At 37.2% G+C, this 23338-nt stretch carries 20 protein-coding genes and 1 tRNA gene; 20 read left to right on the top strand and 1 reads right to left on the bottom strand.

What is annotated here, in order from left to right; all coding sequences use genetic code 11:
• The first annotated feature begins 482 nt into the window (after positions 1–482).
• Positions 483–1766 carry an N-acetylglucosamine MFS transporter NagP gene (gene nagP, locus CWC28_RS04500; RefSeq protein WP_138624786.1) on the top strand — a complete coding sequence of 428 codons (1284 nt, stop codon included), beginning with the start codon at positions 483–485 and terminating at the stop codon, positions 1764–1766.
• Between the two features lie 777 nt (positions 1767–2543).
• On the opposite strand, the gene CWC28_RS04495 is transcribed toward nagP, so the two are convergent.
• A tRNA-His gene (locus CWC28_RS04495) sits at positions 2544–2619 on the bottom strand.
• Positions 2620–2898: 279 nt separating this feature from the next.
• Between CWC28_RS04495 and CWC28_RS04490 the strand changes: the two genes are divergently transcribed.
• The 19 genes from CWC28_RS04490 (at position 2899) to rfaH (ending at position 23097) form a co-directional block, all read left to right on the top strand.
• Entirely contained in the window at positions 2899–3717 is an 819-nt protein-coding gene (locus CWC28_RS04490; RefSeq protein ID WP_138624785.1) for a mechanosensitive ion channel family protein, read from the top strand.
• A 36-nt stretch (positions 3718–3753) separates the two neighbouring features.
• Positions 3754–4533, top strand: a complete 780-nt coding sequence (locus CWC28_RS04485) for a DUF481 domain-containing protein (protein ID WP_063701752.1) — start codon at positions 3754–3756, stop codon at positions 4531–4533.
• Between the two features lie 126 nt (positions 4534–4659).
• Complete coding sequence (locus CWC28_RS04480; protein ID WP_138624787.1) at positions 4660–7329, top strand: SLBB domain-containing protein; 2670 nt, start codon at positions 4660–4662, stop codon at positions 7327–7329.
• Between the two features lie 11 nt (positions 7330–7340).
• Positions 7341–8291, top strand: coding sequence for a Wzz/FepE/Etk N-terminal domain-containing protein (locus tag CWC28_RS04475; RefSeq protein WP_138624784.1), 951 nt, complete (start codon positions 7341–7343; stop codon positions 8289–8291).
• Between the two features lie 32 nt (positions 8292–8323).
• A complete protein-coding gene (rfbB, locus tag CWC28_RS04470) occupies positions 8324–9403 on the top strand; it encodes a dTDP-glucose 4,6-dehydratase (protein WP_138624783.1) in 1080 nt (359 codons plus the stop codon).
• Positions 9404–9407: 4 nt separating this feature from the next.
• A complete protein-coding gene (gene rfbA, locus CWC28_RS04465) occupies positions 9408–10277 on the top strand; it encodes a glucose-1-phosphate thymidylyltransferase RfbA (RefSeq protein ID WP_138624782.1) in 870 nt (289 codons plus the stop codon).
• Between the two features lie 2 nt (positions 10278–10279).
• Positions 10280–11170, top strand: a complete 891-nt coding sequence (gene rfbD, locus CWC28_RS04460) for a dTDP-4-dehydrorhamnose reductase (protein WP_138624781.1) — start codon at positions 10280–10282, stop codon at positions 11168–11170.
• Positions 11167–11724 carry a dTDP-4-dehydrorhamnose 3,5-epimerase gene (rfbC, locus tag CWC28_RS04455; protein ID WP_138624780.1) on the top strand — a complete coding sequence of 186 codons (558 nt, stop codon included), beginning with the start codon at positions 11167–11169 and terminating at the stop codon, positions 11722–11724. The genes rfbD and rfbC overlap by 4 nt, the downstream gene beginning before the upstream one ends.
• Positions 11678–12982, top strand: a complete 1305-nt coding sequence (locus tag CWC28_RS04450) for a flippase (protein ID WP_249324945.1) — start codon at positions 11678–11680, stop codon at positions 12980–12982. The genes rfbC and CWC28_RS04450 overlap by 47 nt, the downstream gene beginning before the upstream one ends.
• A gap of 15 nt (positions 12983–12997) precedes the next feature.
• On the top strand, positions 12998–13831 hold the full coding sequence (locus CWC28_RS04445; protein ID WP_138624778.1) for a glycosyltransferase family protein: 834 nt from the start codon (positions 12998–13000) through the stop codon (positions 13829–13831).
• A gap of 10 nt (positions 13832–13841) precedes the next feature.
• The gene (locus tag CWC28_RS04440; protein ID WP_138624777.1) at positions 13842–14675 is read left to right on the top strand and encodes a glycosyltransferase family 2 protein; all 834 of its coding nucleotides are present in this window, start codon (positions 13842–13844) and stop codon (positions 14673–14675) included.
• Positions 14676–14680: 5 nt separating this feature from the next.
• Positions 14681–15979 (top strand): O-antigen polymerase, encoded by a 1299-nt coding sequence (locus CWC28_RS04435; protein ID WP_171038285.1) that lies wholly within the window; start codon positions 14681–14683, stop codon positions 15977–15979.
• A complete protein-coding gene (locus CWC28_RS04430; protein ID WP_138624775.1) occupies positions 15976–16833 on the top strand; it encodes a rhamnosyltransferase in 858 nt (285 codons plus the stop codon). Before CWC28_RS04435 ends, CWC28_RS04430 begins: the two co-directional genes overlap by 4 nt.
• Positions 16833–17756, top strand: a complete 924-nt coding sequence (locus CWC28_RS04425; RefSeq protein WP_138624774.1) for a glycosyltransferase — start codon at positions 16833–16835, stop codon at positions 17754–17756. Before CWC28_RS04430 ends, CWC28_RS04425 begins: the two co-directional genes overlap by 1 nt.
• 2 nt (positions 17757–17758) lie before the next feature.
• The gene (locus CWC28_RS04420; protein ID WP_138624773.1) at positions 17759–18670 is read left to right on the top strand and encodes an NAD-dependent epimerase/dehydratase family protein; all 912 of its coding nucleotides are present in this window, start codon (positions 17759–17761) and stop codon (positions 18668–18670) included.
• A complete protein-coding gene (locus tag CWC28_RS04415; RefSeq protein ID WP_138624772.1) occupies positions 18667–19215 on the top strand; it encodes a sugar transferase in 549 nt (182 codons plus the stop codon). Before CWC28_RS04420 ends, CWC28_RS04415 begins: the two co-directional genes overlap by 4 nt.
• Before the next feature lie 148 nt (positions 19216–19363).
• Positions 19364–21292: a polysaccharide biosynthesis protein gene (locus tag CWC28_RS04410; protein WP_138624771.1), complete on the top strand. Its 1929-nt coding sequence runs from the start codon at positions 19364–19366 to the stop codon at positions 21290–21292.
• A 27-nt stretch (positions 21293–21319) separates the two neighbouring features.
• Positions 21320–22486 (top strand): nucleotide sugar dehydrogenase, encoded by a 1167-nt coding sequence (locus tag CWC28_RS04405; RefSeq protein ID WP_138624770.1) that lies wholly within the window; start codon positions 21320–21322, stop codon positions 22484–22486.
• A gap of 125 nt (positions 22487–22611) precedes the next feature.
• Positions 22612–23097, top strand: a complete 486-nt coding sequence (gene rfaH / locus CWC28_RS04400; protein WP_138624769.1) for a transcription/translation regulatory transformer protein RfaH — start codon at positions 22612–22614, stop codon at positions 23095–23097.
• Positions 23098–23338: the final 241 nt, after the last annotated feature.

Raw genomic sequence — 23338 nt, 5'->3', positions numbered from 1 at the left:
CCCCCCCCCCCCCCCCCCCCCCCCCCCCCCCCCCCCCCCCCCCCCCCCCCCCCCCCCCCCCCCCCCCCCCCCCCCCCCCCCCCCCCCCCCCCCCCCCCCCCCCCCCCCCCCCCCCCCCCCCCCCCCCCCCCCCCCCCCCCCCCAACCCAGAACCTCAAACCTACAACAAACAACTTACAACCAAGAACCTCGCACCTCGCACCTCGCACCTCGCACCTCGCACCTCGCAACTCGTAGGCGTCACGCTTGCTTGGCGCGTCTTACATTCAACATCTATCTGAAGGGGGAATGTATTGCAACCAAACAACACTGTTCGGCTCAAAACTGACAGCTGAAAGCTGACCGCTCCTAGAAACTTAAAAGAAATATGTCAGCGCTGTCATTTTTGTTGCGATAGTGTTATAAATATTTAATATCTCTTTTATATAATCATCTGAATCAGCAGTGCTGTAGAGTCGAACTGTGCTGTTATGGGAAATGTTATGTCTGAAATGAATAAACAAAACAGTGTTGTGCCTATGGCGATTGTTGCCACGCTGTTTTTTATACTGGGTTTTGCTACATGGTTAAATGGTTCACTGATGCCATTTTTACAGCAAATTTTGCAACTTTCACCATTTCAGGCATCGCTGATTATTTTCTCGTTTTATATCGCCGTGACTTTTACGGCTTTACCTTCGGCGATGATCATCAGAAAGGTAGGTTATAAAAACGGTATGGCGCTGGGTATGGCGACCATGATGGTGGCAGGTTTACTGTTTATCCCTGCGGCAAAAACACAAGTGTTTGCACTGTTTTTATTCGCGCAGCTTGTTATGGGGGCAGGGCAAACGTTATTACAAACAGCGGTTAACCCATACGTAGTCAGAATCGGCCCTGAAGAATCAGCCGCGGCTCGCGTCAGTATTATGGGTATATTAAATAAAGGTGCGGGAGTTGTAGCACCAATCGTGTTTACCGCACTGATACTCAGCGATTTTGAAGGCTTTGTAGGTAAAGAACTTAGCCAAACAGAAATTGATGCCATGGCCAATGGCTTAATTTTACCTTATTTAGGGATGGCTATTTTTATTGGTATACTCGGCTTTGCAGTTACCAAAATGCCATTGCCAGAGTTAATTGATGATGTAGATGAACAAAAGCCGGGGCAGGTAAAAGAAGCGCTGAGCCATCCGAGTCTTGCGCTAGGGATTGTGGCCCTTTTTGTTTATGTAGCCGTTGAAGTCATCGCAGGCGATACCATTGGTAGCTTTGCGTTGTCATTAGGTGTTGAAAAATATAGTGTTATGACGTCATACACCATGGGTTGTATGGTGCTAGGTTACTTTTTAGGGGTGTTACTTATCCCACGAGTGTTGTCACAACAAACCGCGTTAACTATTTCAGCGGTATTGGGCTGTGTGTTAACCCTAGCGATAGTCACTGGTAGTAATGAAACTGTATTTATATCAACATTATTTGGCCTAAAATCGGTACTGCCTGATACCTTATTGCTCATTGCTGTGCTAGGCTTTGCTAATGCGATTGTTTGGCCTGCAGTTTGGCCGCTCGCATTATCTGGTTTAGGCAAGCTAACTAGTGTAGGCTCTGGTCTACTTATTATGGGTATAGCCGGTGGCGCATTCGGTCCATTATTTTGGGGCCTGGCAAGTGGCGGCGTGAAAAGCGCTGAAGCACAACAAATGGCTTATATTGTAATGTTGCCTTGTTATTTATTCATACTTTTCTATGCTGTTAAAGGCCATAAGATGAAAAGTTGGAAGTAATTATGAGTTTGAGGTTAGGTGTGAAGCATATCGCCTTAAACTTTGAAAAGCATTTCTAGTAAATAGAAATAATCCCGTGTGTAATGCCACCGAAAGGTGGCATTTTTTTGTCTGGGTTTTGAAAATAGGAGCTAGGAGCTAGGAGCTAGGTGCTAGGAGCTAGGGGCTAGGGGCTAGGCTTTCGCGCGAAATAAATTTCACGCCTACATTCCCCCGCATCTCGCTGATCTTATCTCGTAGGAGGGCTTTAGCCGTGAATTATCCTAAAGACTTCGGCACTAAAGTACCTCCTACTTCGTAGGCGTCACGCTTGCTTGGCGCGTCATATATTCAACACCCAAACGGCAAATCCAAAACATCACGCGAAATAAATTTCACGCCTACGATATTTCGCATCTAGTAGGAACGGCTTTAGCCGTGAATTATCCTAAAGACTTCGGCACTAAAGTACCTCCTACTTCGTAGGCGTCACGCTTGCTTGGCGCGTCATATATTCAACACCCAAACGGCAAATCCAAAACATCACTCGAAATAAATTTCACGCCTACGGTATATTGCATCTCGTAGGAACGGCTTTAGCCGTGAATTATCCTAAAGACTTCGGCACTAAAGTACCTCCTACATGCATTACCTACAAACAGCACAGTTCGGCTCAAAACTGACAGCTGAAAGCTGAAAGCTGACGGCTTTTAGATCTGAAAACAGGTGTAAAAGATAAATCTTGAGATTAAAATAGAAAATATTAATGAAATATAGAGATTTACTAAGGGGGAAGAGTGGGGCGACTGATGGGGCTTGAACCCACGACAACCGGAATCACAATCCGGGGCTCTACCAACTGAGCTACAGCCGCCACTGAGATACACCTCGTTTGGTGTGGCGCGCATATTACATAATTAAACTAAGCTTGTGAACCCCTAAATTGAAAAAAGTAGAAAAAACTTACTTACCTCAGAAAATTCAGAAATGCCTTCATGGTCAGCTCGCGTTCAGTTTCGCAGATTAGACTTGCGGTTTTTGTAATTGAGCAAATACTCATTTCGTAGTTTTGCGCGTAATTTAATGATTTTTTAACCAAAGATCATATATAATTTGTACAGCGTTATGCTAAAAATGAACTTCAGGAGAGAACATGGATACAATAATGAACTGGATCAACGAGAATTCAGGTTTAATCATACATTACGCCGTTCAGGCGGTTCTAGCGCTAATCATTTTCTTCATCGGTAGTCGCATCGCGAAATTCTGCGAAGGGATGACTGAAAAAGCATTTGATAAAAAGAAAGTCGATAAAGCTGTAGGTTCATTCGTTGCTAGCATTGTTTATGCAATTGTATTTGCTGCAACAATCTTAATGGCTCTATCTCAATTAGGTATTGAGACAACCTCATTCATTGCTATTTTAGGTGCTGCTGGTTTAGCAGTAGGTTTAGCACTTCAAGGTTCACTATCTAACTTTGCATCAGGTGTTTTAATTATCTTACTTCGTCCTTTCAAATCAGGTGACTATGTAGAAGCAGGTGGTAAAGCGGGTACAGTTAAGAAAATCGAAATCTTCTCTACAGAATTACGTACACCTGATAACAAAGTAATTATCATGCCTAACTCATCAATTATGGGCAGCCCAATTACCAATTTCTCTCGAGAATCAACTCGTCGTATCGATTTAGTAATCGGTGTTGGTTACGATGCAGACTTAAAAGAAGCAAAAGCAGTTCTTAAATCAGTGTTAGATAAAGAAGAGCGCTTATTAAAAGACCCTGCATACACAGTCGCTGTATCTGAGCTTGCAGATTCAAGCGTAAACTTTGTGGTTCGCCCTTGGGTTAACTCAGCTGATTACTGGCCAACGTATTTCGATTTAATGGAAAACATTAAGATCGCATTAGACGATGCCAACATCACAATCCCATTCCCGCAAATGGATGTTCATTTGCACAAAGAAGACTAATAAGTCTAACTTACAAGTAGTAAAGGTTATTTTTTAATGAAATTAAAAGCTTTATCAATTCTAGTTGCAGCAAGCGCTGCAACTAGCGCATTCGCAGCAGATGAAACCAAAACTTGGGATGTAACCAGTGAATTAGGTGCTATCGTAACGAGCGGTAACACTGAAACAACCACACTTAAAGGTGGTGTTAAGGTTTTACATAACCTAGAAAACTGGAATAACGAGTACAAGTTAGACGGTCTTTATAAAGAAGATGAGATCGAAAACGACCAAGGCGTTAAAGAAACTCAACGTACTAACGAAAAGTACTCAATCTCTGCACAAGGTAACTATAAGTTAAACGAAAAGCACTCACACTTATTCATCTACGGCTCGCACGTATCTGATTACTTTGGTGCATACCGTAACGAATCAGTTATCTCAGCGGGTTATGGTTTACGTGTAATCGACCGTTCTGATATGTGGTTAAACGCAGAAATCGGTCCTGGTTATAAGTACTTCCAATACCCAGATGACAGTACTGAAGTTGATGACAACGGTAACTCACTTGCCGGTGAGCGCGAAGGTGAAGTAATCGCTTTAGGTAAAGTTGATTATAACTGGCAAATTTCAGACAGCGCACGTTTTACTCAGTTAGTATCAGTTGAATACGGTGATACCAATACTAAAACACGTTCTGAGTCTGCAATTCTTGCTAAAATCAACGGCTCACTACAAATGAAAGTGGCTTACAACATCACTCACAACTCAGATGTTGCGGATGATAAAGAAAACACAGATACAGAAACGTCACTAACGCTGGTTTACAGTTTTTAACTAAATAAATCTGTTTGTTGACGATTTAATGACAAAAAGGGACGAAAGTCCCTTTTTTATTTATTTAAATTTCAGGTAGAATAGACAATCTTTTTGACTGTAGAATTATGGATATCCCTACCTGTGATGTTATTTAAAAGACTCTTCATTACTTTTTTGCTGTTAACCTCTGCATCAGTATTGGCTTTTACTCCTACAGCCGCACAAATCGAGCAATTTAAAAAACTCCCTAGAGCGCAGCAAGAGGCGCTAGCAAGGCAGTATGGTGTAGATTTATCAACGATTACGGGAAAGAAATCTTCAACCGACCAAATTGAACAAGAATCAACAATCCAACCTCGTTTAGAACAAGAAAAAGAACAATTAACAGATGAAGAGCGCTTTGCTCCAAAAGTTGATGAAGTAAAACCTTTTGGTTATGACTTGTTTGCTGGTGAGCCGACATCATTTATGCCAAGTGAAAATGCCGCCGTACCTGATACCTACTTAATTGGTCGTGGCGATACACTTAACATCAACTTTTACGGTAAAGAAAGCGAGAGCTATGAAGTTGTTGTTGACCGCGAAGGGCGTATCAGCATTCCAAACTTAAGTCCTGTTCAAGTGGCGGGTCTGACTTTTGCAGAAGTCAAAGAGTTAATCAAAGCAAAAGTTGAACAAGAAGTAATTGGTATTAAAGCATTTGTCTCAGTTGGTAAACTGCGCAGTATTCGTGTTTTAGTGCTTGGTGAAGCGTACAAACCAGGTAGTTATTCTGTTTCATCACTGACAACGGTATCGCATGCACTATTTGTTAGTGGTGGGGTATCAGATATCGCTTCACTTCGAAATATTCAAGTTAAACGTGCGGGTAAGGTTGTTGCAAATTTTGACCTTTATGATTTGCTTATTAACGGTGATAGTAGTAACGACATCATCTTAAAGCCAGGTGATGTTGTGTTTATCCCATCAGTGGGTTCGCAAGTCGCTGTTGAAGGCTTGGTCAAACGCCCTGCAATATTTGAGCTAAAAAAAGGTGAAACAGCCGCACAGTTATTAAAAATGGCGGGTGGTTTAAAACCGCAAGCTTACGCTAAAAAAGCAATTGTTGAACGCTTCAATAACAATAATATGAAAGAAGTATTATCTGTTGATTTTAGTGGCAATCAAATTAACTATATTCCTCGCGATGGCGACCGTATTCGTTTTAATCCTGTAAGTTTTCAATATCAAAACAGTATTAGTTTAATTGGTGCTGTTGCACGTCCGGGTCATTATCAATGGCATCAAGGCAAACACATCTCTGACGTTCTAACATCGGTGCGTGGCGACTTGCTGCCCCAAGCTGATTTAGGTTACGGATTACTTGTTCGTGAAGTTAACGTAGCTGGCGATATTCAAGTTTTTCAATTTGATATAGCGCAAGCGATAGTTAAAGCTGCTGAGCATGATCTAGAACTTAAAGCAAACGATAAGCTGTTTGTATTTAGCCGCTATCAAGAAAAGCAAGCTGAAGAAACAGCGCTTGCAAATATGGCGCTTACTGAGGAGCAGCAACAGCAGCAATATAAAGTTAAACAATGGCACCAATACCAACAAAGAGAATTTGAAAAATATATTGGTGTTTCAGATATAGCAGACGATTTAAAGTTAAAAGAAGACAGCACTAAATCAATTGCTGATATTGCCAAGCGCAATTTAAATAAAGATGAAGAATTGCTTGATGCAGAAGATTATGCAGTTTTCAGCCGTTTTAACCTATTAAAGCCAATCATTGCAAAGTTAAAGCAACAAGCCTCAGTTGCTATGGCAATGCAACTTGTAGAAATAAATGGCCATGTAACCTACCCAGGTGTTTATCCTCTTACAGTTAATGGCGAAGTAAACGATTTAATAGCTGCAGCAGGTGGTTTACTTGAATCTGCTTATACAGAACAAGCAGAAATAACCCGTGTAATGGATGGCAATGCATCAAAAGTTAAACATATCAAATTTAATCTACAAGCTGCTATGTTAGGTAGTAATGGTGAAAATATCGCATTACGTAGTAAAGACAGTATTAATATTTTCTCAATTCCTAACTGGCAAGAAAACGTAAAAGTAGAGCTTAAAGGTGAAGTTAAATTCCCGGGGATTTACACAATTCGCCGTGGTGAAACATTAAGCAATTTACTTGAGCGTGCAGGTGGTTTTTCTGAGTTTGCCGCGCCAAATGCAGCTATTTTCACTCGCGAAGCAATTCGCAAACAAGAGCAACAGCAATTAGCAAAACTTTCAGAAGATTTACGCCGTGATATAGCATCAAAAAGCTTTGAAAACTCTGTGAGTAGTAACAGCCTTTCCTATGATGAAATGAATAAGTTGTTGAATGATCTAGCTAACGTTGAAGCTGTGGGTAGATTGGTTATTGATTTACCTCTGATTGTTGAAGATAAGCAAAAGCTCGTTTTACAAAATGGTGATGCGCTTTATGTACCAAGTAAACGAGACTCTATCAGTGTGATTGGTGAAGTTAACTACGCAACCTCACATCTATTCAAACAAGGCATTACGGTTGACGATTATATTGACCTCAGTGGTGGTCTAAAAGAGCGCGCAGCTGATGAACGTATCTATATCATCAAAGCTAATGGCTCAGTGAAAATCCCAAGTACAGGTAGCTGGTTTGCAGTTAATGACGTAAACACGCTTGAAGCAGGTGATACCATTGTTGTACCAATGAATGCTGATTATATGGATAACCTAACCTTGTGGAGCACAGCAACACAGATCGTTTATCAGTTAGGTGTAGCTGTTGCAGCTATTAGTAGTATTTAGGGTAAGTTCTTATGTCTCAACAATATCAACAAAGTGAATTTAGCATAGGCACAGAGGATGACCTTGACCTAAAAGCAATATTTAAGATCCTCTGGCAAGGTAAGATATATATTGTTTGCACAACAATAATTTTTGCAGTTTGTTTTGTTATGTACGCAATTTCGCAGCCAAATATATACAAGTCATCAGTTGTACTCGCTGCTTCTGAACAAGATCAATCATCAGGTTTAGGAGGTTTAGCCAGCCAGTTTGGTGGTCTTGCTTCACTTGCAGGGGTGAACCTCGGAGGTAGTTCAAGTAATAAAGTAGATCTAGCTCTTGAAGTAATCAAATCGCGAAAGTTTATTACAGGATTCATAGAAAAGCATGGCATCCTCAAAGATCTTATGGCAGCTAACTCTTGGGAACCTATTGAAAATAAACTAGTTTACGATCCTGAAACTTATGACCATGAAAAAGGAAAATGGGTGCGAAAAGTAACTCACCCTTATACTGAAGTACCATCAGAGCAAGAAGCATATAAAAAATTCATGGAATTAATCGCTATAAATGTAGATAGCGAAACAAGTATTATAACTATTTCTTTAGAATTCTTATCACCTTATAAGGCGCAAGAGTGGCTAAACTTGTTGATTATTGATATCAATCTAGAAATGAAAGCTAGAGATGTTGAAGAAGCAGTAAAAAGTAAACGCTTTTTAGTTAAAGAAATCGAAAATACAAATATATCAGAGATTAAAACTGTCCTATATAAGCTCATTGAGGAGCAAACCAAAACAATTATGTTTGCAAATGTTCGCGATGAATATGTTTTCAAAATAATTGACCCACCGATAGCGTCAGAAGAGAAATTTAAGCCTAAACGAGCAATGATAAGTATTCTAGGATCTTTGTTAGGCCTCATCCTAAGTGGATTATTTATATTATTTAAAGCGTTTCTGAAACGTGGAAATGAAGCTTAGATATTAAACACTAGAATTTATAAAGGGTTAATATGAAAATTTTAGTAACAGGTGGAGCTGGCTTTATTGGTTCAGCGGTAGTGCGTCATATCATTAATCACACTACTGACAGTGTAGTTAATGTTGATAAATTAACGTATGCAGGAAATCTAGAGTCATTAAAATCAATTGAGAATAATGATCGTTATAGTTTTGTTAAGGCAGATATTTGCGACTCTACAATTTTAAAAGAAATTTTTGAACAACATCAGCCAGATGCCGTAATGCACTTAGCTGCAGAGAGCCATGTTGATCGCTCAATTACAGGTCCAGCTGAATTTATTCAAACAAACATCGTTGGAACTTACACTTTGCTTGAGGTTGCTAGACAATATTGGAGCCAACTGGATACTGATAAACAAGCATCATTCAGATTTCACCATATTTCAACGGATGAGGTGTATGGTGATTTGCCACATCCTGATGAAGTTGTGGATGGAGTATTGCCATTATTTACTGAACAAACATCGTATGAGCCTAGCAGCCCATATTCAGCAAGTAAGGCATCAAGTGATCACTTAGTACGTGCTTGGTTACGTACGTATGGTTTACCAACGATTGTTACAAACTGTTCAAATAATTATGGTCCTTATCATTTCCCAGAAAAGTTAATTCCTTTAGTTATTTTAAATGCTTTAGACGGCAAGCAATTACCAATTTATGGCAAAGGTGATCAGATCCGTGATTGGTTATATGTTGAAGACCATGCACGAGCACTTTATAAAGTTGTTACAGAAGGTGTCGTCGGTGAAACTTACAATATTGGTGGTCACAACGAAAAGCAAAACATTGAAGTAGTTAAAACTATTTGTAGCATTTTAGATGAATTAGTACCTAAACAAGCTAAGTACTCCGAGCAAATTACTTTTGTGTCTGACAGGCCAGGCCATGATAGAAGGTATGCAATTGATTCAAGTAAAATGCAAGCTGAATTAGATTGGGTTCCTGAAGAAACGTTTGAAACAGGCCTACGTAAAACTGTGCAGTGGTACTTAGAAAACAATGAATGGTGTGAGAATGTACAAAGTGGTTCATATCAGCGAGAGCGTTTAGGCGAAATAAAAGGTAAATAGTAGTATGAAAGGAATTATATTAGCCGGTGGCTCTGGCACGCGATTGTATCCACTTACTCGTGGCGTTTCTAAGCAGTTACTGCCAGTTTATGATAAGCCAATGATTTATTACCCACTTTCGACGCTTATGTTAGCGGGAATTCGAGAAGTATTAATAATCACAACTCCTGAAGATAACGATAGCTTTAAGCGTTTATTGGGTGATGGCTCTGATTTTGGTATCAGTCTTACCTATGCCGTACAGCCATCTCCAGATGGGTTAGCGCAGGCATTTCTTATTGGTGAAGAATTTATTGGTAATGATTCAGTTTGTTTGGTTTTAGGCGACAACATTTTTTATGGCCAATCATTTAGCAAAACATTAAAAAATGCAGCAGAACGTGAGTCAGGCGCAACGGTATTTGGTTATCAAGTTAAAGATCCTGAAAGATTCGGTGTTGTTGATTTTGATGAAAATATGAAGGCAATCTCAATTGAAGAGAAGCCAAAACATCCTAAATCAAATTACGCCGTTACTGGACTCTATTTTTACGATAATAGAGTCGTTGAATTTGCTAAACAGGTAACGCCATCAGAAAGGGGCGAATTAGAAATTACCTCTTTGAATGATATGTATTTAAAAGATGGATCACTCAATGTAGAGCTTTTAGGTCGCGGTTTTGCTTGGTTAGATACAGGTACGCATGAAAGCCTACATGAAGCATCTTCATTTGTAGAAACAATTGAGCATGTTCAAGGATTAAAAGTGGCTTGTTTAGAAGAGATTGCCCTAAGAAATGGATGGCTATCAAAAGAACAGGTACTTGAGATGGCGAAACCTATGTTGAAAAATGAATATGGGCAATACCTTCAACAACTTGCATCTGAGAAATAAAAATGAAGATATTGATTACCGGTAAAAATGGTCAAGTTGGTCAATGTTTACAATTAGCATTACAGGCATTCCCGAATGTCGATGTGCTTGCATATGGCCGCGAAGAATTAGATATTACAAATAGCCTTGCCGTTCAGGAAGTCGTTAGTCGCTATAAGCCTAATGTGATTATCAATGCGGCTGCTTATACTGCTGTAGATAAAGCTGAATCGGAGCAAAGCTTAGCGTTTGATATCAATGCTACTGGTCCAAAAAATCTAGCTATGGCAGCAAATGATATTGGTTCAAGTATTATCCATATATCAACTGACTATGTATTTGCCGGTAATCATGTTGACGAATACAAAGAAGCTGAAGCAACATCTCCAAAAAGTGTTTATGGTCAAAGTAAGCTTGCTGGTGAAGTCGCTGTAGCAGAAGCATGTGAAAGGCACGTTATTATTAGAACTTCTTGGGTATTTTCAGAGTTTGGTAATAATTTTGTCAAAACAATGCTTCGTTTAGCTAAATCAAATAGTTCCTTAAATATCGTTGGGGATCAATTTGGTGGGCCAACGTATGCTGGTGATATTGCGAGCGCAATACTTCAGATTGCCTTTTCGCTTTATAACGGCAATCAAGCTTACGGTATTTACCATTTTTCAGGTTATCCAACTGTCAACTGGGCTGATTTTGCACAGGCTATTTTCCAGCAGGCATACACTAAAGGGCTTATTGAATCAGCTATTGTGGTTAATTCTATCTCAACAGAGCAATACCCAACACCAGCGAGCAGGCCAAAAAATTCACGTTTAAATTGCGATAAAATCTACAGTAAATTTAATGTATCAGCTAGCAATTGGCAGGCAGCATTAAAGAACATCAACAAATACCAAAATGAAATCGAACAATGAAAATAATTGATACGTTAATTCCTGATGTGAAAATATTAGAGCCAAATGTTTTTGGTGATGATAGAGGGTTTTTCATGGAAACATTCCGTGATACCTGGTTTAAAGAAAATATTGCTGACGTTAACTTCGTTCAAGATAACCACTCTAAGTCTAAGCAAGGCATTTTACGTGGGCTTCACTTTCAAACAGAAAATACACAAGGTAAATTAGTACGTGTTACTTCTGGTGAGGTTTTTGATGTTGCAGTAGATATTCGCAAAGACTCTCCGACATTTGGACAATGGGTTGGGGAATATTTATCAGCAGAGAACAAGCGTCAACTTTGGGTGCCTGAAGGATTTGCACATGGATTTTATGTAACAAGCAACGAAGCAGAATTCGTGTATAAGTGTACCGATTTTTATAATCCTAGCGCAGAAGTGAGTATTTTATGGAATGATGAAAAGCTTGCTATAAATTGGCCTATTAATAGCAGTTCAGAAGTCACATTATCTGAAAAAGATACTAATGCAATCAGCCTTGATGAGTTTAAGGCTAAACTTTATGCTAGATAGAGTTATTATAAAAAATATCTCGTCTTTGTTTAGTATTCGGATTGCGGGTTACGTAATTCCATTGTTAACACTTCCTTATTTAGTGAGAGTGTTGGACCCTCAGGGGTACGGCACTTTCATTTATTGTGTTGCTATTTGTCAGTACTTTATTATTGCTGTTAATTATGGTTTTGACCTTTCGGCAACCAAGCTAATTGCCGAAGAAAAAAATGATATAAATATAGTCAGCTCTCTGTTTTGGAATGTTTTTTCAATCAGGCTTACTATAGCTTTAGTTGGGTTTATAATATTATATTTAGTAAGTTTTATATCTGACGAAATTAATAATCTTTTTAGTATTTTATCTTACTGTTATATATCGGCGATAGCAGCTGCATTTTTTCCACAATGGTTATTTCAAGGGAAAGAGCAGTTAGGCGTCATATCAATTGTTAGGGTCGTTTCACAAATTGTGACGATACCATTTATTTTCATATTAGTTAAAGATGAAAATGATATCAATATAGTGGCTTTTCTTACATCACTTCCATGTGTTGTAGTGGCAATATTTTCCTCTATCTTAATACATAAAAGACATTGGTTGGTTTTTTGCAAACCATCACTAAATAAAATGATTGAGCAAATTGTCAATGGATGGCACGTTTTTATATCTACAGCAGCCATAAGCTTATATACAACTAGTACAGTTGTAGTACTGGGTATTACATGTGGTCCTGCAAGTGTTGGAATATATGCTTCAGCTAATAAACTGTTACAAGCAGCAATTGGTATTTTGACTCCTGTAACTGCATCATTTTACCCAAGAATAAATAGTTTGTTAAAAGATGATGAGGGTAAAGCGATTGATTTGATTAGATATGCTTTAAAAGTATTGATCTCAATTACATTCTTAATGGCATTTTGTATTTATTTCTTATCTCCATTTATAGTCGAACTATTATATGGTGAAAAGTTTTCTAGAAGTGCAGTTTTATTGCAATTGATGAGTGTACTACCGTTATTAGTTTCACTAAGTAGTGTATTCGGTTTATTAGTTTTATTACCATTTGATTTGAAAAAGCAATATACCAAAATTTATTTGTTTTCTGGGGTGTTAAGCCTAACCATGGTTACTATACTTAGTAAGTACTTTGATGCTGAAGGTGCAGCGGTGTCAATGGTGTTAACTGAAATATTAGTTTTAACTTTGATGGCTTTGGTTATTCGCGCGAAGAAAATTCCTGTATTCAATAATAGTGTAAGTACACAGAGTTCTTAAATAGTTGATTATATAATGCATGTTTATCTAATCGTAATCTTTAACGAAAAAGTTTACAATACAGTTACATATAAAACGTTGGATACTGTTCTTTCAACAACCCTGCATGATTCAAAAATAATCATTTGGGATAATAGTCCGCAAGCTCAACATACCGAAGAAGAACTAATAAATTATATCAATTTTGATTTTGAATATTACCACTCAAAAAGTAATGAAAGTTTATCTGCTTTATATAATAAGTTGATAGACAAAGAGTTTAAAGGTGAGGCTGATTATTTTACAATTCTAGATCAGGATAGCTCCCTTTCGGCAAACTTCAAAGCAAGCATGGCTTCAGTTGATAAATCAAAGTTATTATTGCCAATAGTTTGCTCAGATAAATCAGGGAAAGTTATTTCGCCAAGATACCAACGATATAATTATTTCCTCAATAAATGTAGTATTGATTATATTAGCCTTCAATGTAAGCAGCAAAGCACCTACCCAAGCAAAGATTTTTTTGCTGTAGGTAGTGGTATGACAATAACTAAAAATGTTTGGGCTACTGGAATTAGGTTTAGGGAAGAGCTGAGCTTTTATGGTGTCGATACTGAGTTCTGTGTAGATTATTCAAAAATGATAAGCTCTTTTATTTTATTGGATACGAAAGTTTCCCATAACGCATCAAATGAACATGATGAGGGCTATGAAAAGTTTAAGTGGCGCCTTAAAAAGTATTATGAACATTGGCGTTATCAATTAGTAGCACATACACAGATGCCTAAAGGAGTTTCTGCTGTATATGTTCATTATTTTTTTTATTATGCCTTACTAAAAAATAGAATTAAAAGACTTTTAAAACACTGAGTTTATTAAAATGCCTAAAGTTTCAATTGTAATACCTAGCATATTAAAGAGCGAAGCTCTGTTGAAAAGAGCGATTGACTCTGTTTTCTTAAATGAAATTGAGCTTGAAGTAATCGTGATAAATGATAACCCCTCAATTTCATTAGAAGATCTAAAGCTAAAAAATAGGTATTTAGGTGAAAATGTAAAGTTTTTTTTCAATTCGGGAAAAAAGGGCGCCGGCGGGGCTAGGAACTTTGGCGTTAGCAAAGCTACTAGCGAACTTATTACTTTTCTTGATGATGATGACTTCCTCCTCCCAGGAAGAATTGATGCAATGTATTCTGCATATAAAATGCACGAGAAGGATGGTGTTGTATTATTATCGACAGGCAGAATATATGAATATAATAACTACCAAGAAATCTCAATTGTAAAAGGGCAAAAGTTTGGCCTTTTACAACAAAGCGATATCTTTGTTCATAATCAAATAGATATCGGTTTTATGGTATCGAAAGCCTTATTTGAAAAGTTAAATGGGTTTGATGTTAATTTCACTAATCTTGAAGATTGGGATTTCATTATTCGAGCTTTAGGTCATGGTAATGCTTTTAAAGCCGAGAGTTTTAGCTATGTTGTTAAAAATGATCATGACTCACTAAGAGTTTCAAATAATGATTATTTAGGGCTACATCAGCTTGCAAATAAGCATAAAGATGTGTTCGGTAATAACTGGTACTATAAAATTAAAACTCAGGAATTTAGATCGAAAAAAGAGTTATCCATTCTGAAATGTTTATATTTTAGCTTTAAAGTTAAAAGTCTATATGCACTGAAAAACTACATAGCGTCATGGAGAGACTGATTGTTATGATAAATAAAACAAAAGTTTTTATAAGCGTTTTTTTTATTTATGCAATTATCTATCTTTCGGGTTTATCTTTAAATGCGGATCCTAGTTTTTATCTTATTACGCTAGGGTTATGTTTCTTTACGGCCTTAATGTTATTGATTGATAAAGAGATTGTGAACCCAATTTCGATTCTATTTCCATTTGTTTTAGGTAGTTATTATTATCAGTTTATGCTTTCTGATGAGCAGGTTGTACTTTCATCAAATACTGTTTTTTCAATTTTTCTTTTTATTTTTTCATATGTCTTGGGTGTGGGATTTGTTCTTTATAACAAAAAATTAATACAAACCAAGAAAGTGCTAGAGCATGACTTTATAAATACCTATTATATAGATGCCGTTTTTGTTTTTTCTATTTTAATTTTCTTTATTGAATGTGTTGTAACTGGTGGTTTTCCTTTCTTTATTGCGTTGATACACAAGGTTAATATTTATGAAGATATGTTCTTCATACCTGTCCTTCATTACCTGGTGATGTTATCTTCGATATTTCCAGCGATATACTACTTTCAATATAAAAGAGGCAAGGTAACTAAGCTTAAGTTTTATGTTTTTACTCTTATATCTCTTTTTGTTCTAGTTAACATCATGTCAAGGCAGGTTTTTATACTTTCTGTGGTGTTCTTTTTCTTCGTTTATGCAAAGTCGAATAAAATTAGCCCTAATAGATATATTTTAAAAGTCTCTTTATTTTCCGCCTTTATGTTTTTGTTGCTTGGGTTTGTAAGAATTCAGTCAATAAACAACTCAGTTTCACAATTAGAGTACCTGAAGGCATATGCACAAGTACCTTCCGCAAGAGATGTTAATACATTTGATGTAACATTTAATTTATATACATCTCAGAACTTAGTTACATTAGATGAAATGGTAAATAATATTGAAGAAGATGGTTTTGGTTTCGGTAAGTACACAATTCAAGCTCTTATTAAAACTTTTAAGTATGATTCTACCTTTAACCTTCGTTTCCCTGTAGAATTCGATAGTTTTAAAAGGCTAGGTACAATCATTGCCGACCCCTATTTAGATTTTGGTTTTTTTGGCGTTTTTTTATTTGCTTTCATTTATGGGGTTTTTAATAGCATGATATTTATGAAAGCAAAGTACTCATCCTCGGTTCGTTATACTTTATTCTGGGCCATGATTTGTTACGTTATGCTTATGTCTGTTTTTACCAACTTTTTTAATGTTCTTTTTACATGGATAGTTTTTCTATTCGTATTTTCAATAACCTATGGTCAGAGTGTTAAGAAATGATTTATGCAGTTATCGTTACTTTTAATCCTGAGATAATGAATCTCAAGAAGCTAGTATCAGAATTAATAAATTCAGATGTTGAAGTAGTCATTGTTGATAACGGCAGCATTGAGCCAATTGAACCGTCATTAGGTGGTCACTTAATAAGCCTAGGTAGAAACCTCGGAATAGCAAGTGCGCAAAATAAAGGTATTGATTTTGCGATAGAAAATGGTGCAAAAAATATAATCTTTTTTGACCAAGACTCATCTATTTCTGATGATTTGTTTATACGTAAACTATGTCAGCCATTAGAGTCTGGAGAGGCATTTATATCAGCTCCTGTTTTTATCGACGAGCAGAAAGGTTTTGTTTACCCTATTGTCGAAATTAAAAAAAATGGATCAAGAGTAAAGCATTACCCTGCGGCGACTGAAAATAACTTCCTAGTTAATAATGTAATATCTTCCGGCACTATGGTTAATGTTGAAGTATTTAAAACTGTAGGAAAATTGGCTGAAGAGTTATTTATTGATTATGTTGATACTGAATGGTGCTTAAGAGCCCATAGCAAAGGTTTTACTGTTACGGTAGTTCCATCTGCGAGAATGGTTCATTCAATTGGAGACAAATCAGTCAAGTTAGGGAAGTTCTATGTCCCTATACACACTCCTTTTCGTAGGTACTATCGTATTAGAAATGCCTTTTATTTGCTTCGTAAATCATATATCCCTAAGGTAATGTCAATTAGAGAAATATTATTCTCGGTAGTGCACCAGATAGTAATCATATTTGTCTCTCCAGGTAAAAGAATTGATTACTTAAAGGCTTTAGGAAAAGGTCTAAAAGATGGATTGTTAGGGCGGTTTAATTAATGCATAACAAACATAAAGTTGCAGTATTATTAGCAGCTTATAATGGTGAAAAGTATATCTCTGAACAGATTGATTCAATACTAAACCAATTGAATTCAGATGTAACAATTTTTGTTTGTTTAGATAAAAGCTCTGATCGAACGTTGGAACTAATAAACCAATATGTGAAGTCTAATATAAACATAAAACTTGTCAGTCACAGTGCTCGTTTTGGAAGTGCAGGTAAAAATTTTTTTCACCTTATAAAAAGTGTAGATGTTTCTGGTTTCGACTTTGTTGCATTTGCTGATCAAGATGATATCTGGCTGCCAGAAAAGCTTTCTCGAGCTGCCTCTACCTTAATTGAAAAAGGTTATGATGCTTACTCTTCGAACGTTCTTGCCTTTTGGGAAGATGGCAAAAAGAAATTAATCCATAAGTCCTCACCACAAGCTGAATTTGATTACTTATTTGAGTCACCAGGCCCTGGTTGCACGTTTCTTTTTAAAGTTGCTCTTTTTAGAGAAATTCAATTACATATTATAAATCGTTATGACGATATAGATCTTTTGTGGCTCCATGATTGGTTTTGCTATTCATTTGCTCGTTTTAATGGCTATGCATGGAAAATCGACAGTAAACCAACAATGTTATACCGACAGCATACAGATAATGAAGTTGGCGCTAATGCTAGTTTCACAGCTTTATTTAGTCGCTTTAAAACAGTAGCTTCTGGTGATGGATTAAATTTAGTTTTGAATCAGGCGCAATTTATCGGGCAAGACAGCTTAAAGCCTGTGGGTAATTTACACTCTGGTCGTATAGGATTTTTAAAGTTGGCCTCGACTTTTTATAAGTATAGGAGAAAGCCAATTGATAAAGTGTTTTGTTTAATATTGTTTTTATTACTTGCTGTTAAAGGCTTTAAAAGGAAAGCTTACTAATTATGAAGTTAGTTTTAACCGGTGGAACAGGCTTTATAGGTTCGCATTTTATTAACCAAGTGGATGCAACTACAGATCTTTTATTACTGAGCCGAAAAAGTCATAAGCAGCACAATGTTCTAAATTATGATTCATTGTTTGAAGTCTCATCGGATGATTTAGCAAATAGAGATGTATTTTTACATTTAGCTGGTATTGCACATAAGAGTGATGCAAGCGATGCGGACTATTACAAGTACAATACTGAACTAACACTTCATCTTGCTGAGCAAGCTGCAAAGGCTGGCATAAAACGGTTTGTTTTTGTTAGTTCAATAGGTGTAAATGGCGCATCGACTTTAAATAAACCTTTTAATTCTGAGAGTGTTGCAAATCCGCATAATGCATACGCAAATTCTAAATATTTAGCCGAAAAAGGCTTAAAAGAGATATCAGATAAGTCAGGCCTAGAGGTAGTAATAATAAGGCCTACTCTTGTATATGGTTCTGATGCACCTGGTAACTTTGAAAAATTGCAAAGCTTGGTATTAAAATCCCCTGCACTACCTTTTGCTTGTATTAATAACAATCGAAGCTTCATTGCAGTTCAAAATTTAGTCGACTTGCTTATGTGCTGCTTGGTGCATCCGAAGGCAAATGGAATGCTTATTTTAGCAAGTGACGGTGAAGTAATTTCGATAAAAACATTTACTAATCGCATTGCAAAAAGTTTAAATACAAAACTGTTCCAAATTCCAGTACCATCTGCTGCCCTTAATTTTATAGCTAGATGTTTAGGCAAAGAGAAAATGGTAGAACAACTAGTAGGGGATTTAGCGGTTGATAGCTCAAAAGAGTATCAATTACTGAATTGGTTTCCTAAGTACACAATGGAACAAGCATTAAAACAGACAAAAATGGAGAGTTCGATTTGATCAGGCTTCTAGACATATTATTTTCACTATTTGGCTTATTATTCTCTTTTCCATTTCTGATAGTTTTATATTTGGTTGGTTTATTTGATACTGGCTCTCCTCTTTTTAGGCAAGAACGAGTGGGGCGGAATCAAAAGCCGTTTATTTTAGTAAAATTTCGCACGATGAAAGTTGATACAGCCTCAGTGGCAAGTCACTTAGCTAGTGCATCTTCAATTACCCCATTTGGGTCATTTTTGCGTCGAACAAAATTAGATGAGTTACCTCAACTTTGGAATGTGCTTAAAGGCGAAATGAGTCTAGTAGGCCCTAGACCCGGGTTATTTAACCAAAATGAGTTAACCTTAGAAAGAAACAAGCTAAACGTCTTCGATGTAAGACCAGGTATTACTGGCTTAGCTCAAGTAAATGAAATCGACATGTCAACGCCGGCAAAATTGGCCGAGGTAGATAAACAAATGATCGATTCTCTAAATATAAAGCTATACTTCAAGCTGATAATTATGACGGTTACAGGCAGTGGTAGTGGTGATAGAGTAAAGTAATCGTTTTGGTAACAAATTAACACTAAATTTAACAAAGTAATAAAGAGTTCTCAGTAGTTTAAGGTTAAATTATTTCATTGTTATGAATGTTGTGCTTGTTGTAAAATAGGCACAAATGTGAATTCTCAGCTCAGGAAGGGCCCTACGATTGTTATTAGATTATCTTGTTACGCTACCAAGAAGCCAAAAGCGTCTACTTTCAGTAACTATTGATACTATCTTTATTTTTACTGCGTTTTGGTTTGCTTTCATCTTGCGCCTAGACAGTTTTGAGGAATTTAAGGATTCTCAAAACTGGAGTTTATTAATCGTTATTATACCTCTGAGCATATTTAGCTTTATTAAATTGGGGTTATATAGAGCTGTCCTTCGATATATTAACTCTCAGGCGCTATGGGCTATTTTGGCCGGTGTCATTCTTTCCACCGTTTTTTTTGTCGGTACATCCTTCTTTTTTAACGTGAATGTTCCTCGCACTGTTCCTATTATTTATGCGTGTATCTGCTTGCTATTCATTGGTGGTAGTCGCTTAACTGTTAGGGCTATTGTTGGCAAGCTCATCATGCGTAGAAAAGAAGGTGTGGTAATTTACGGCGCGGGTTCGGCTGGGCGTCAATTGGCAACAGCTCTGGCAAATGGTCCAGAGTACGCTCCTGTTGCATTTTTAGATGATGATCCTAAAAAGCAAAATACATTTGTGCAAGGGTTGAATGTTTTTTCATCTAAAGAGATTGCAAAAGTAGTAGCCTCGAAATCAGTTTCGAAAATTTTATTAGCTTTACCAAGCGCCACTCGCAGTCGTAGAAAAGAAATACTTAACGAAATTGAGTCTTTTAAATTACAAGTTATGACTATACCTGGTATGGCCGATATCGTGGCTGGTAACACTAGTTTGGAGCAAATGAAAGAAGTCGGTGTTGAAGATCTTTTAGGACGCGACCCTGTAGAGCCAAACACAGAATTAATGTCTGCTAATATTCAAAACAAAGTGGTTTTAGTTTCTGGCGCAGGTGGATCAATTGGTTCTGAGCTTTGCCGCCAAATTGTAAAGAACTCACCAACTAAGTTGGTTTTGTTTGAGCTTTCTGAATATGCATTATATGCCATTGAAAAAGAGTTAAAGGATTACGCATTTAAAAATTCTTTAAATATCGAAATCGTACCAATTCTTGGTTCTATTCAAAACTTTAAGCTAATTTCAATGACTCTTTCGTCATTTAAAGTACAAACTATCTATCATGCTGCTGCATACAAGCATGTGCCTTTAGTTGAGCACAATGTTATTGAAGGTGTTAAAAATAACATCTTTGGTACTAGTAACATTGCTCGTGCAGCGATAGAAAACAACGTTGAAACCTTTGTACTTATTTCAACTGATAAAGCAGTTCGCCCCACGAATGTCATGGGCACAACTAAGCGTATGGCTGAGTTAGTGCTACAGGCGTTATCTGATACGCAAAAAGCTACGCGCTTTACTATGGTGCGTTTTGGTAATGTACTTGGTTCTTCGGGCTCTGTTGTACCGTTATTCAGGCAACAAATTAAGCAAGGTGGACCCATTACCTTAACTCATAAAGATATTACTCGTTATTTTATGACCATCCCAGAGGCAGCTCAGCTTGTCATTCAAGCAGGCGCTATGGGTAAAGGTGGCGATGTATTCGTTTTAGACATGGGCGAACCGGTTAAAATTATAGATTTAGCGACTAAAATGGTTCACCTTTCAGGCCTAGAAGTGAAATCTAGCCAGCATCCTTCTGGCGATATCGAAATTCAATGCACAGGCTTAAGACCAGGTGAGAAGCTTTACGAAGAGCTATTAATTGGTGATAACGTTGTTGGTACAGATCACCAAAGAATCATGAGTGCCCATGAAGTTAAAATGCCTTGGGATGAGCTTGAACAAATACTTCTTGAACTTAAATCGTCATGTGATACTAACGATCATCACTCTATTCGCAAGTTATTGCTAGAAGCGCCAACAGCCTTCAATCCGACAGATGGTATTTGCGATTTAAATTGGCAGGAAAACTTGAAAAATAGTGCTAATGTAACTTTACTTAAAAACGTAAATTAACATTAAAATCAATCTATTTGGATGGTTATGAATATAACGATCGCGGGTACGGGTTACGTTGGCCTTTCAAATGCAATGTTGTTAGCGCAAAATAACCGTGTAATAGCTTTAGATATTTTAGAAGATAAAATAAAGCTGCTAAATGATAAAAAATCGCCTATTAGTGATCCTGAAATAGAAGATTTTTTAGAAAACAAGCAGCTTAATTTTAAAGCGACTACAGATAAACAATTAGCATATGAAAATGCAGATTTTATAATTGTTGCAACACCCACTGATTATGACCCCACTACAAACTATTTTAATACCAAATCTGTAGAAGCTGTTATTGCTGATGTTTTAGTAATAAACCCTAATGCAGTAATAGTGATTAAATCGACAGTTCCGGTAGGTTTTACTGAAACCATAAAAAGAACATTTAAAACAAATAATATTATTTTCTCACCTGAGTTCCTACGAGAAGGCAAAGCTTTGTACGACAACTTGAATCCATCTCGCATTATTGTGGGTGAGTATTCAGATAGGGCAAAAATATTTGCTGAATTGTTACTTCAAGGTGCCAATAAAAAAGAGATAGATGTTCTATACACCGGTTCCACAGAAGCTGAGGCAATTAAGCTGTTCTCAAATACATATCTGGCTATGCGAGTGGCTTATTTTAACGAACTTGACAGCTACGCAGAAAGTCGGGGGCTTAATTCGAAGCAAATTATTAAAGGGGTTAGCTTAGACCCACGTATAGGTGATCACTATAATAATCCTTCTTTTGGTTATGGTGGCTATTGTTTACCTAAAGATACCAAGCAATTATTGGCTAACTATCAAAATGTGCCAAATAACATGATCCGCGCGATTGTAGATGCAAACTCAACTCGAAAAGATTTTATTGCAGAGTCGATCCTCGCCAGGAAGCCAAAAGTGGTTGGTATTCATCGTTTAATCATGAAGGCAGGTTCTGACAACTTTAGAGCATCAGCAATTCAAGGGATTATGAAACGAATTAAGGCTAAGGGCATTGAAGTAATTGTTTATGAACCTGAATTAGATGAAGCAACTTTTTTTAACTCCAAAGTGACCCATGATTTAGCTGAGTTAAAGTCATCTGCCGATGTAATCATTGCCAACAGAATGGTTTCTGAACTCGATGATGTTGCAGAAAAAGTATACACCAGAGACCTGTTTGGTAGTGACTAGTTCTCACTTGGGGTAATAACAATTTTGTAATAGACACGCCTAAATTCTCTGCGTATAATCGCTGGCTCATAAAAACCAATCCTTTTGGATTGGTTTTAAGGAAAATGAGTATTTTAGGTGTGACTATGGAAAGTTGGTACTTACTTTTTTGTAAATCAAAACAAGAGCTAAGAGCTCAAGCTAACCTTCAAAATCAGGGTTTTGAAGTGTTCTTTCCCGAACATAAAATTGAGCGAATCGTAAAGGGTCGCCGATCAATTCGTACATCTCCTCTTTTTCCTAGTTATTTATTCATAAAGCTAGACTCTCAAAACTGTAACTTTTCTGCGGTAAAAAATACACGTGGTGTAAGTGGCTTTGTTGCTTATGGTCATAGATTTCAAATTGTTCCTGAGCAGTTAATTGCACAGCTTAAATCTATGAGTGATATATGTGAGGTAACATCAACGTTACCGAAAGCAGGTGACGTTGTTTATCTGAACACAGAGTCATTTAAAAATGTTCAAGCAATTTATCAAGAGCCAGACGGCGATATGCGCAGCATTTTATTAGTTAACTTGCTGAATAAACAAATCGCCGTAAGTGTAGAGAATAAAGAAATCAGTTTATAAGTCGTGATTCAAAACGACATTAACGTAGGAACGGCTTTAGCCGTGAATGGGGAAGAATATTCGGCGTTAAAACGCCTCCTACGGTGTAAGTATTAAGCTTTAACACGTAAAAACAAAAAATAATAATAAAATCAGTACGTAGGAACTGCAACCTAGGGGCGGAAGCGTGCCCGAAGGGCTAGACAAGCAAAGAATTTTGCTTTCAAGCTGTAGCGAGAAGCCCGTAGGAACGGCTTTAGCC

The sequence above is a fragment of the Pseudoalteromonas sp. S4492 genome, assembly GCF_005886115.1.
Lineage (GTDB): Bacteria > Pseudomonadota > Gammaproteobacteria > Enterobacterales > Alteromonadaceae > Pseudoalteromonas > Pseudoalteromonas gelatinilytica.
Note: the sequence above shows the minus strand (reverse complement) of the source record. Positions and strands in the feature narration are given on the sequence as shown.

What these genes read in the sequence shown, in the direction of transcription:
- nagP (WP_138624786.1), top strand. Translation starts at nt 483, where the DNA reads ATGTCTGAAATGAATAAACAAAACAGTGTTGTGCCTATGGCGATTGTT.
- CWC28_RS04490 (WP_138624785.1), top strand. Translation starts at nt 2,899, where the DNA reads ATGGATACAATAATGAACTGGATCAACGAGAATTCAGGTTTAATCATA.
- CWC28_RS04485 (WP_063701752.1), top strand. Translation starts at nt 3,754, where the DNA reads ATGAAATTAAAAGCTTTATCAATTCTAGTTGCAGCAAGCGCTGCAACT.
- CWC28_RS04480 (WP_138624787.1), top strand. Translation starts at nt 4,660, where the DNA reads ATGTTATTTAAAAGACTCTTCATTACTTTTTTGCTGTTAACCTCTGCA.
- CWC28_RS04475 (WP_138624784.1), top strand. Translation starts at nt 7,341, where the DNA reads ATGTCTCAACAATATCAACAAAGTGAATTTAGCATAGGCACAGAGGAT.
- rfbB (WP_138624783.1), top strand. Translation starts at nt 8,324, where the DNA reads ATGAAAATTTTAGTAACAGGTGGAGCTGGCTTTATTGGTTCAGCGGTA.
- rfbA (WP_138624782.1), top strand. Translation starts at nt 9,408, where the DNA reads ATGAAAGGAATTATATTAGCCGGTGGCTCTGGCACGCGATTGTATCCA.
- rfbD (WP_138624781.1), top strand. Translation starts at nt 10,280, where the DNA reads ATGAAGATATTGATTACCGGTAAAAATGGTCAAGTTGGTCAATGTTTA.
- rfbC (WP_138624780.1), top strand. Translation starts at nt 11,167, where the DNA reads ATGAAAATAATTGATACGTTAATTCCTGATGTGAAAATATTAGAGCCA.
- CWC28_RS04450 (WP_249324945.1), top strand. Translation starts at nt 11,678, where the DNA reads ATGCAATCAGCCTTGATGAGTTTAAGGCTAAACTTTATGCTAGATAGA.
- CWC28_RS04445 (WP_138624778.1), top strand. Translation starts at nt 12,998, where the DNA reads ATGCATGTTTATCTAATCGTAATCTTTAACGAAAAAGTTTACAATACA.
- CWC28_RS04440 (WP_138624777.1), top strand. Translation starts at nt 13,842, where the DNA reads ATGCCTAAAGTTTCAATTGTAATACCTAGCATATTAAAGAGCGAAGCT.
- CWC28_RS04435 (WP_171038285.1), top strand. Translation starts at nt 14,681, where the DNA reads ATGATAAATAAAACAAAAGTTTTTATAAGCGTTTTTTTTATTTATGCA.
- CWC28_RS04430 (WP_138624775.1), top strand. Translation starts at nt 15,976, where the DNA reads ATGATTTATGCAGTTATCGTTACTTTTAATCCTGAGATAATGAATCTC.
- CWC28_RS04425 (WP_138624774.1), top strand. Translation starts at nt 16,833, where the DNA reads ATGCATAACAAACATAAAGTTGCAGTATTATTAGCAGCTTATAATGGT.
- CWC28_RS04420 (WP_138624773.1), top strand. Translation starts at nt 17,759, where the DNA reads ATGAAGTTAGTTTTAACCGGTGGAACAGGCTTTATAGGTTCGCATTTT.
- CWC28_RS04405 (WP_138624770.1), top strand. Translation starts at nt 21,320, where the DNA reads ATGAATATAACGATCGCGGGTACGGGTTACGTTGGCCTTTCAAATGCA.
- rfaH (WP_138624769.1), top strand. Translation starts at nt 22,612, where the DNA reads ATGGAAAGTTGGTACTTACTTTTTTGTAAATCAAAACAAGAGCTAAGA.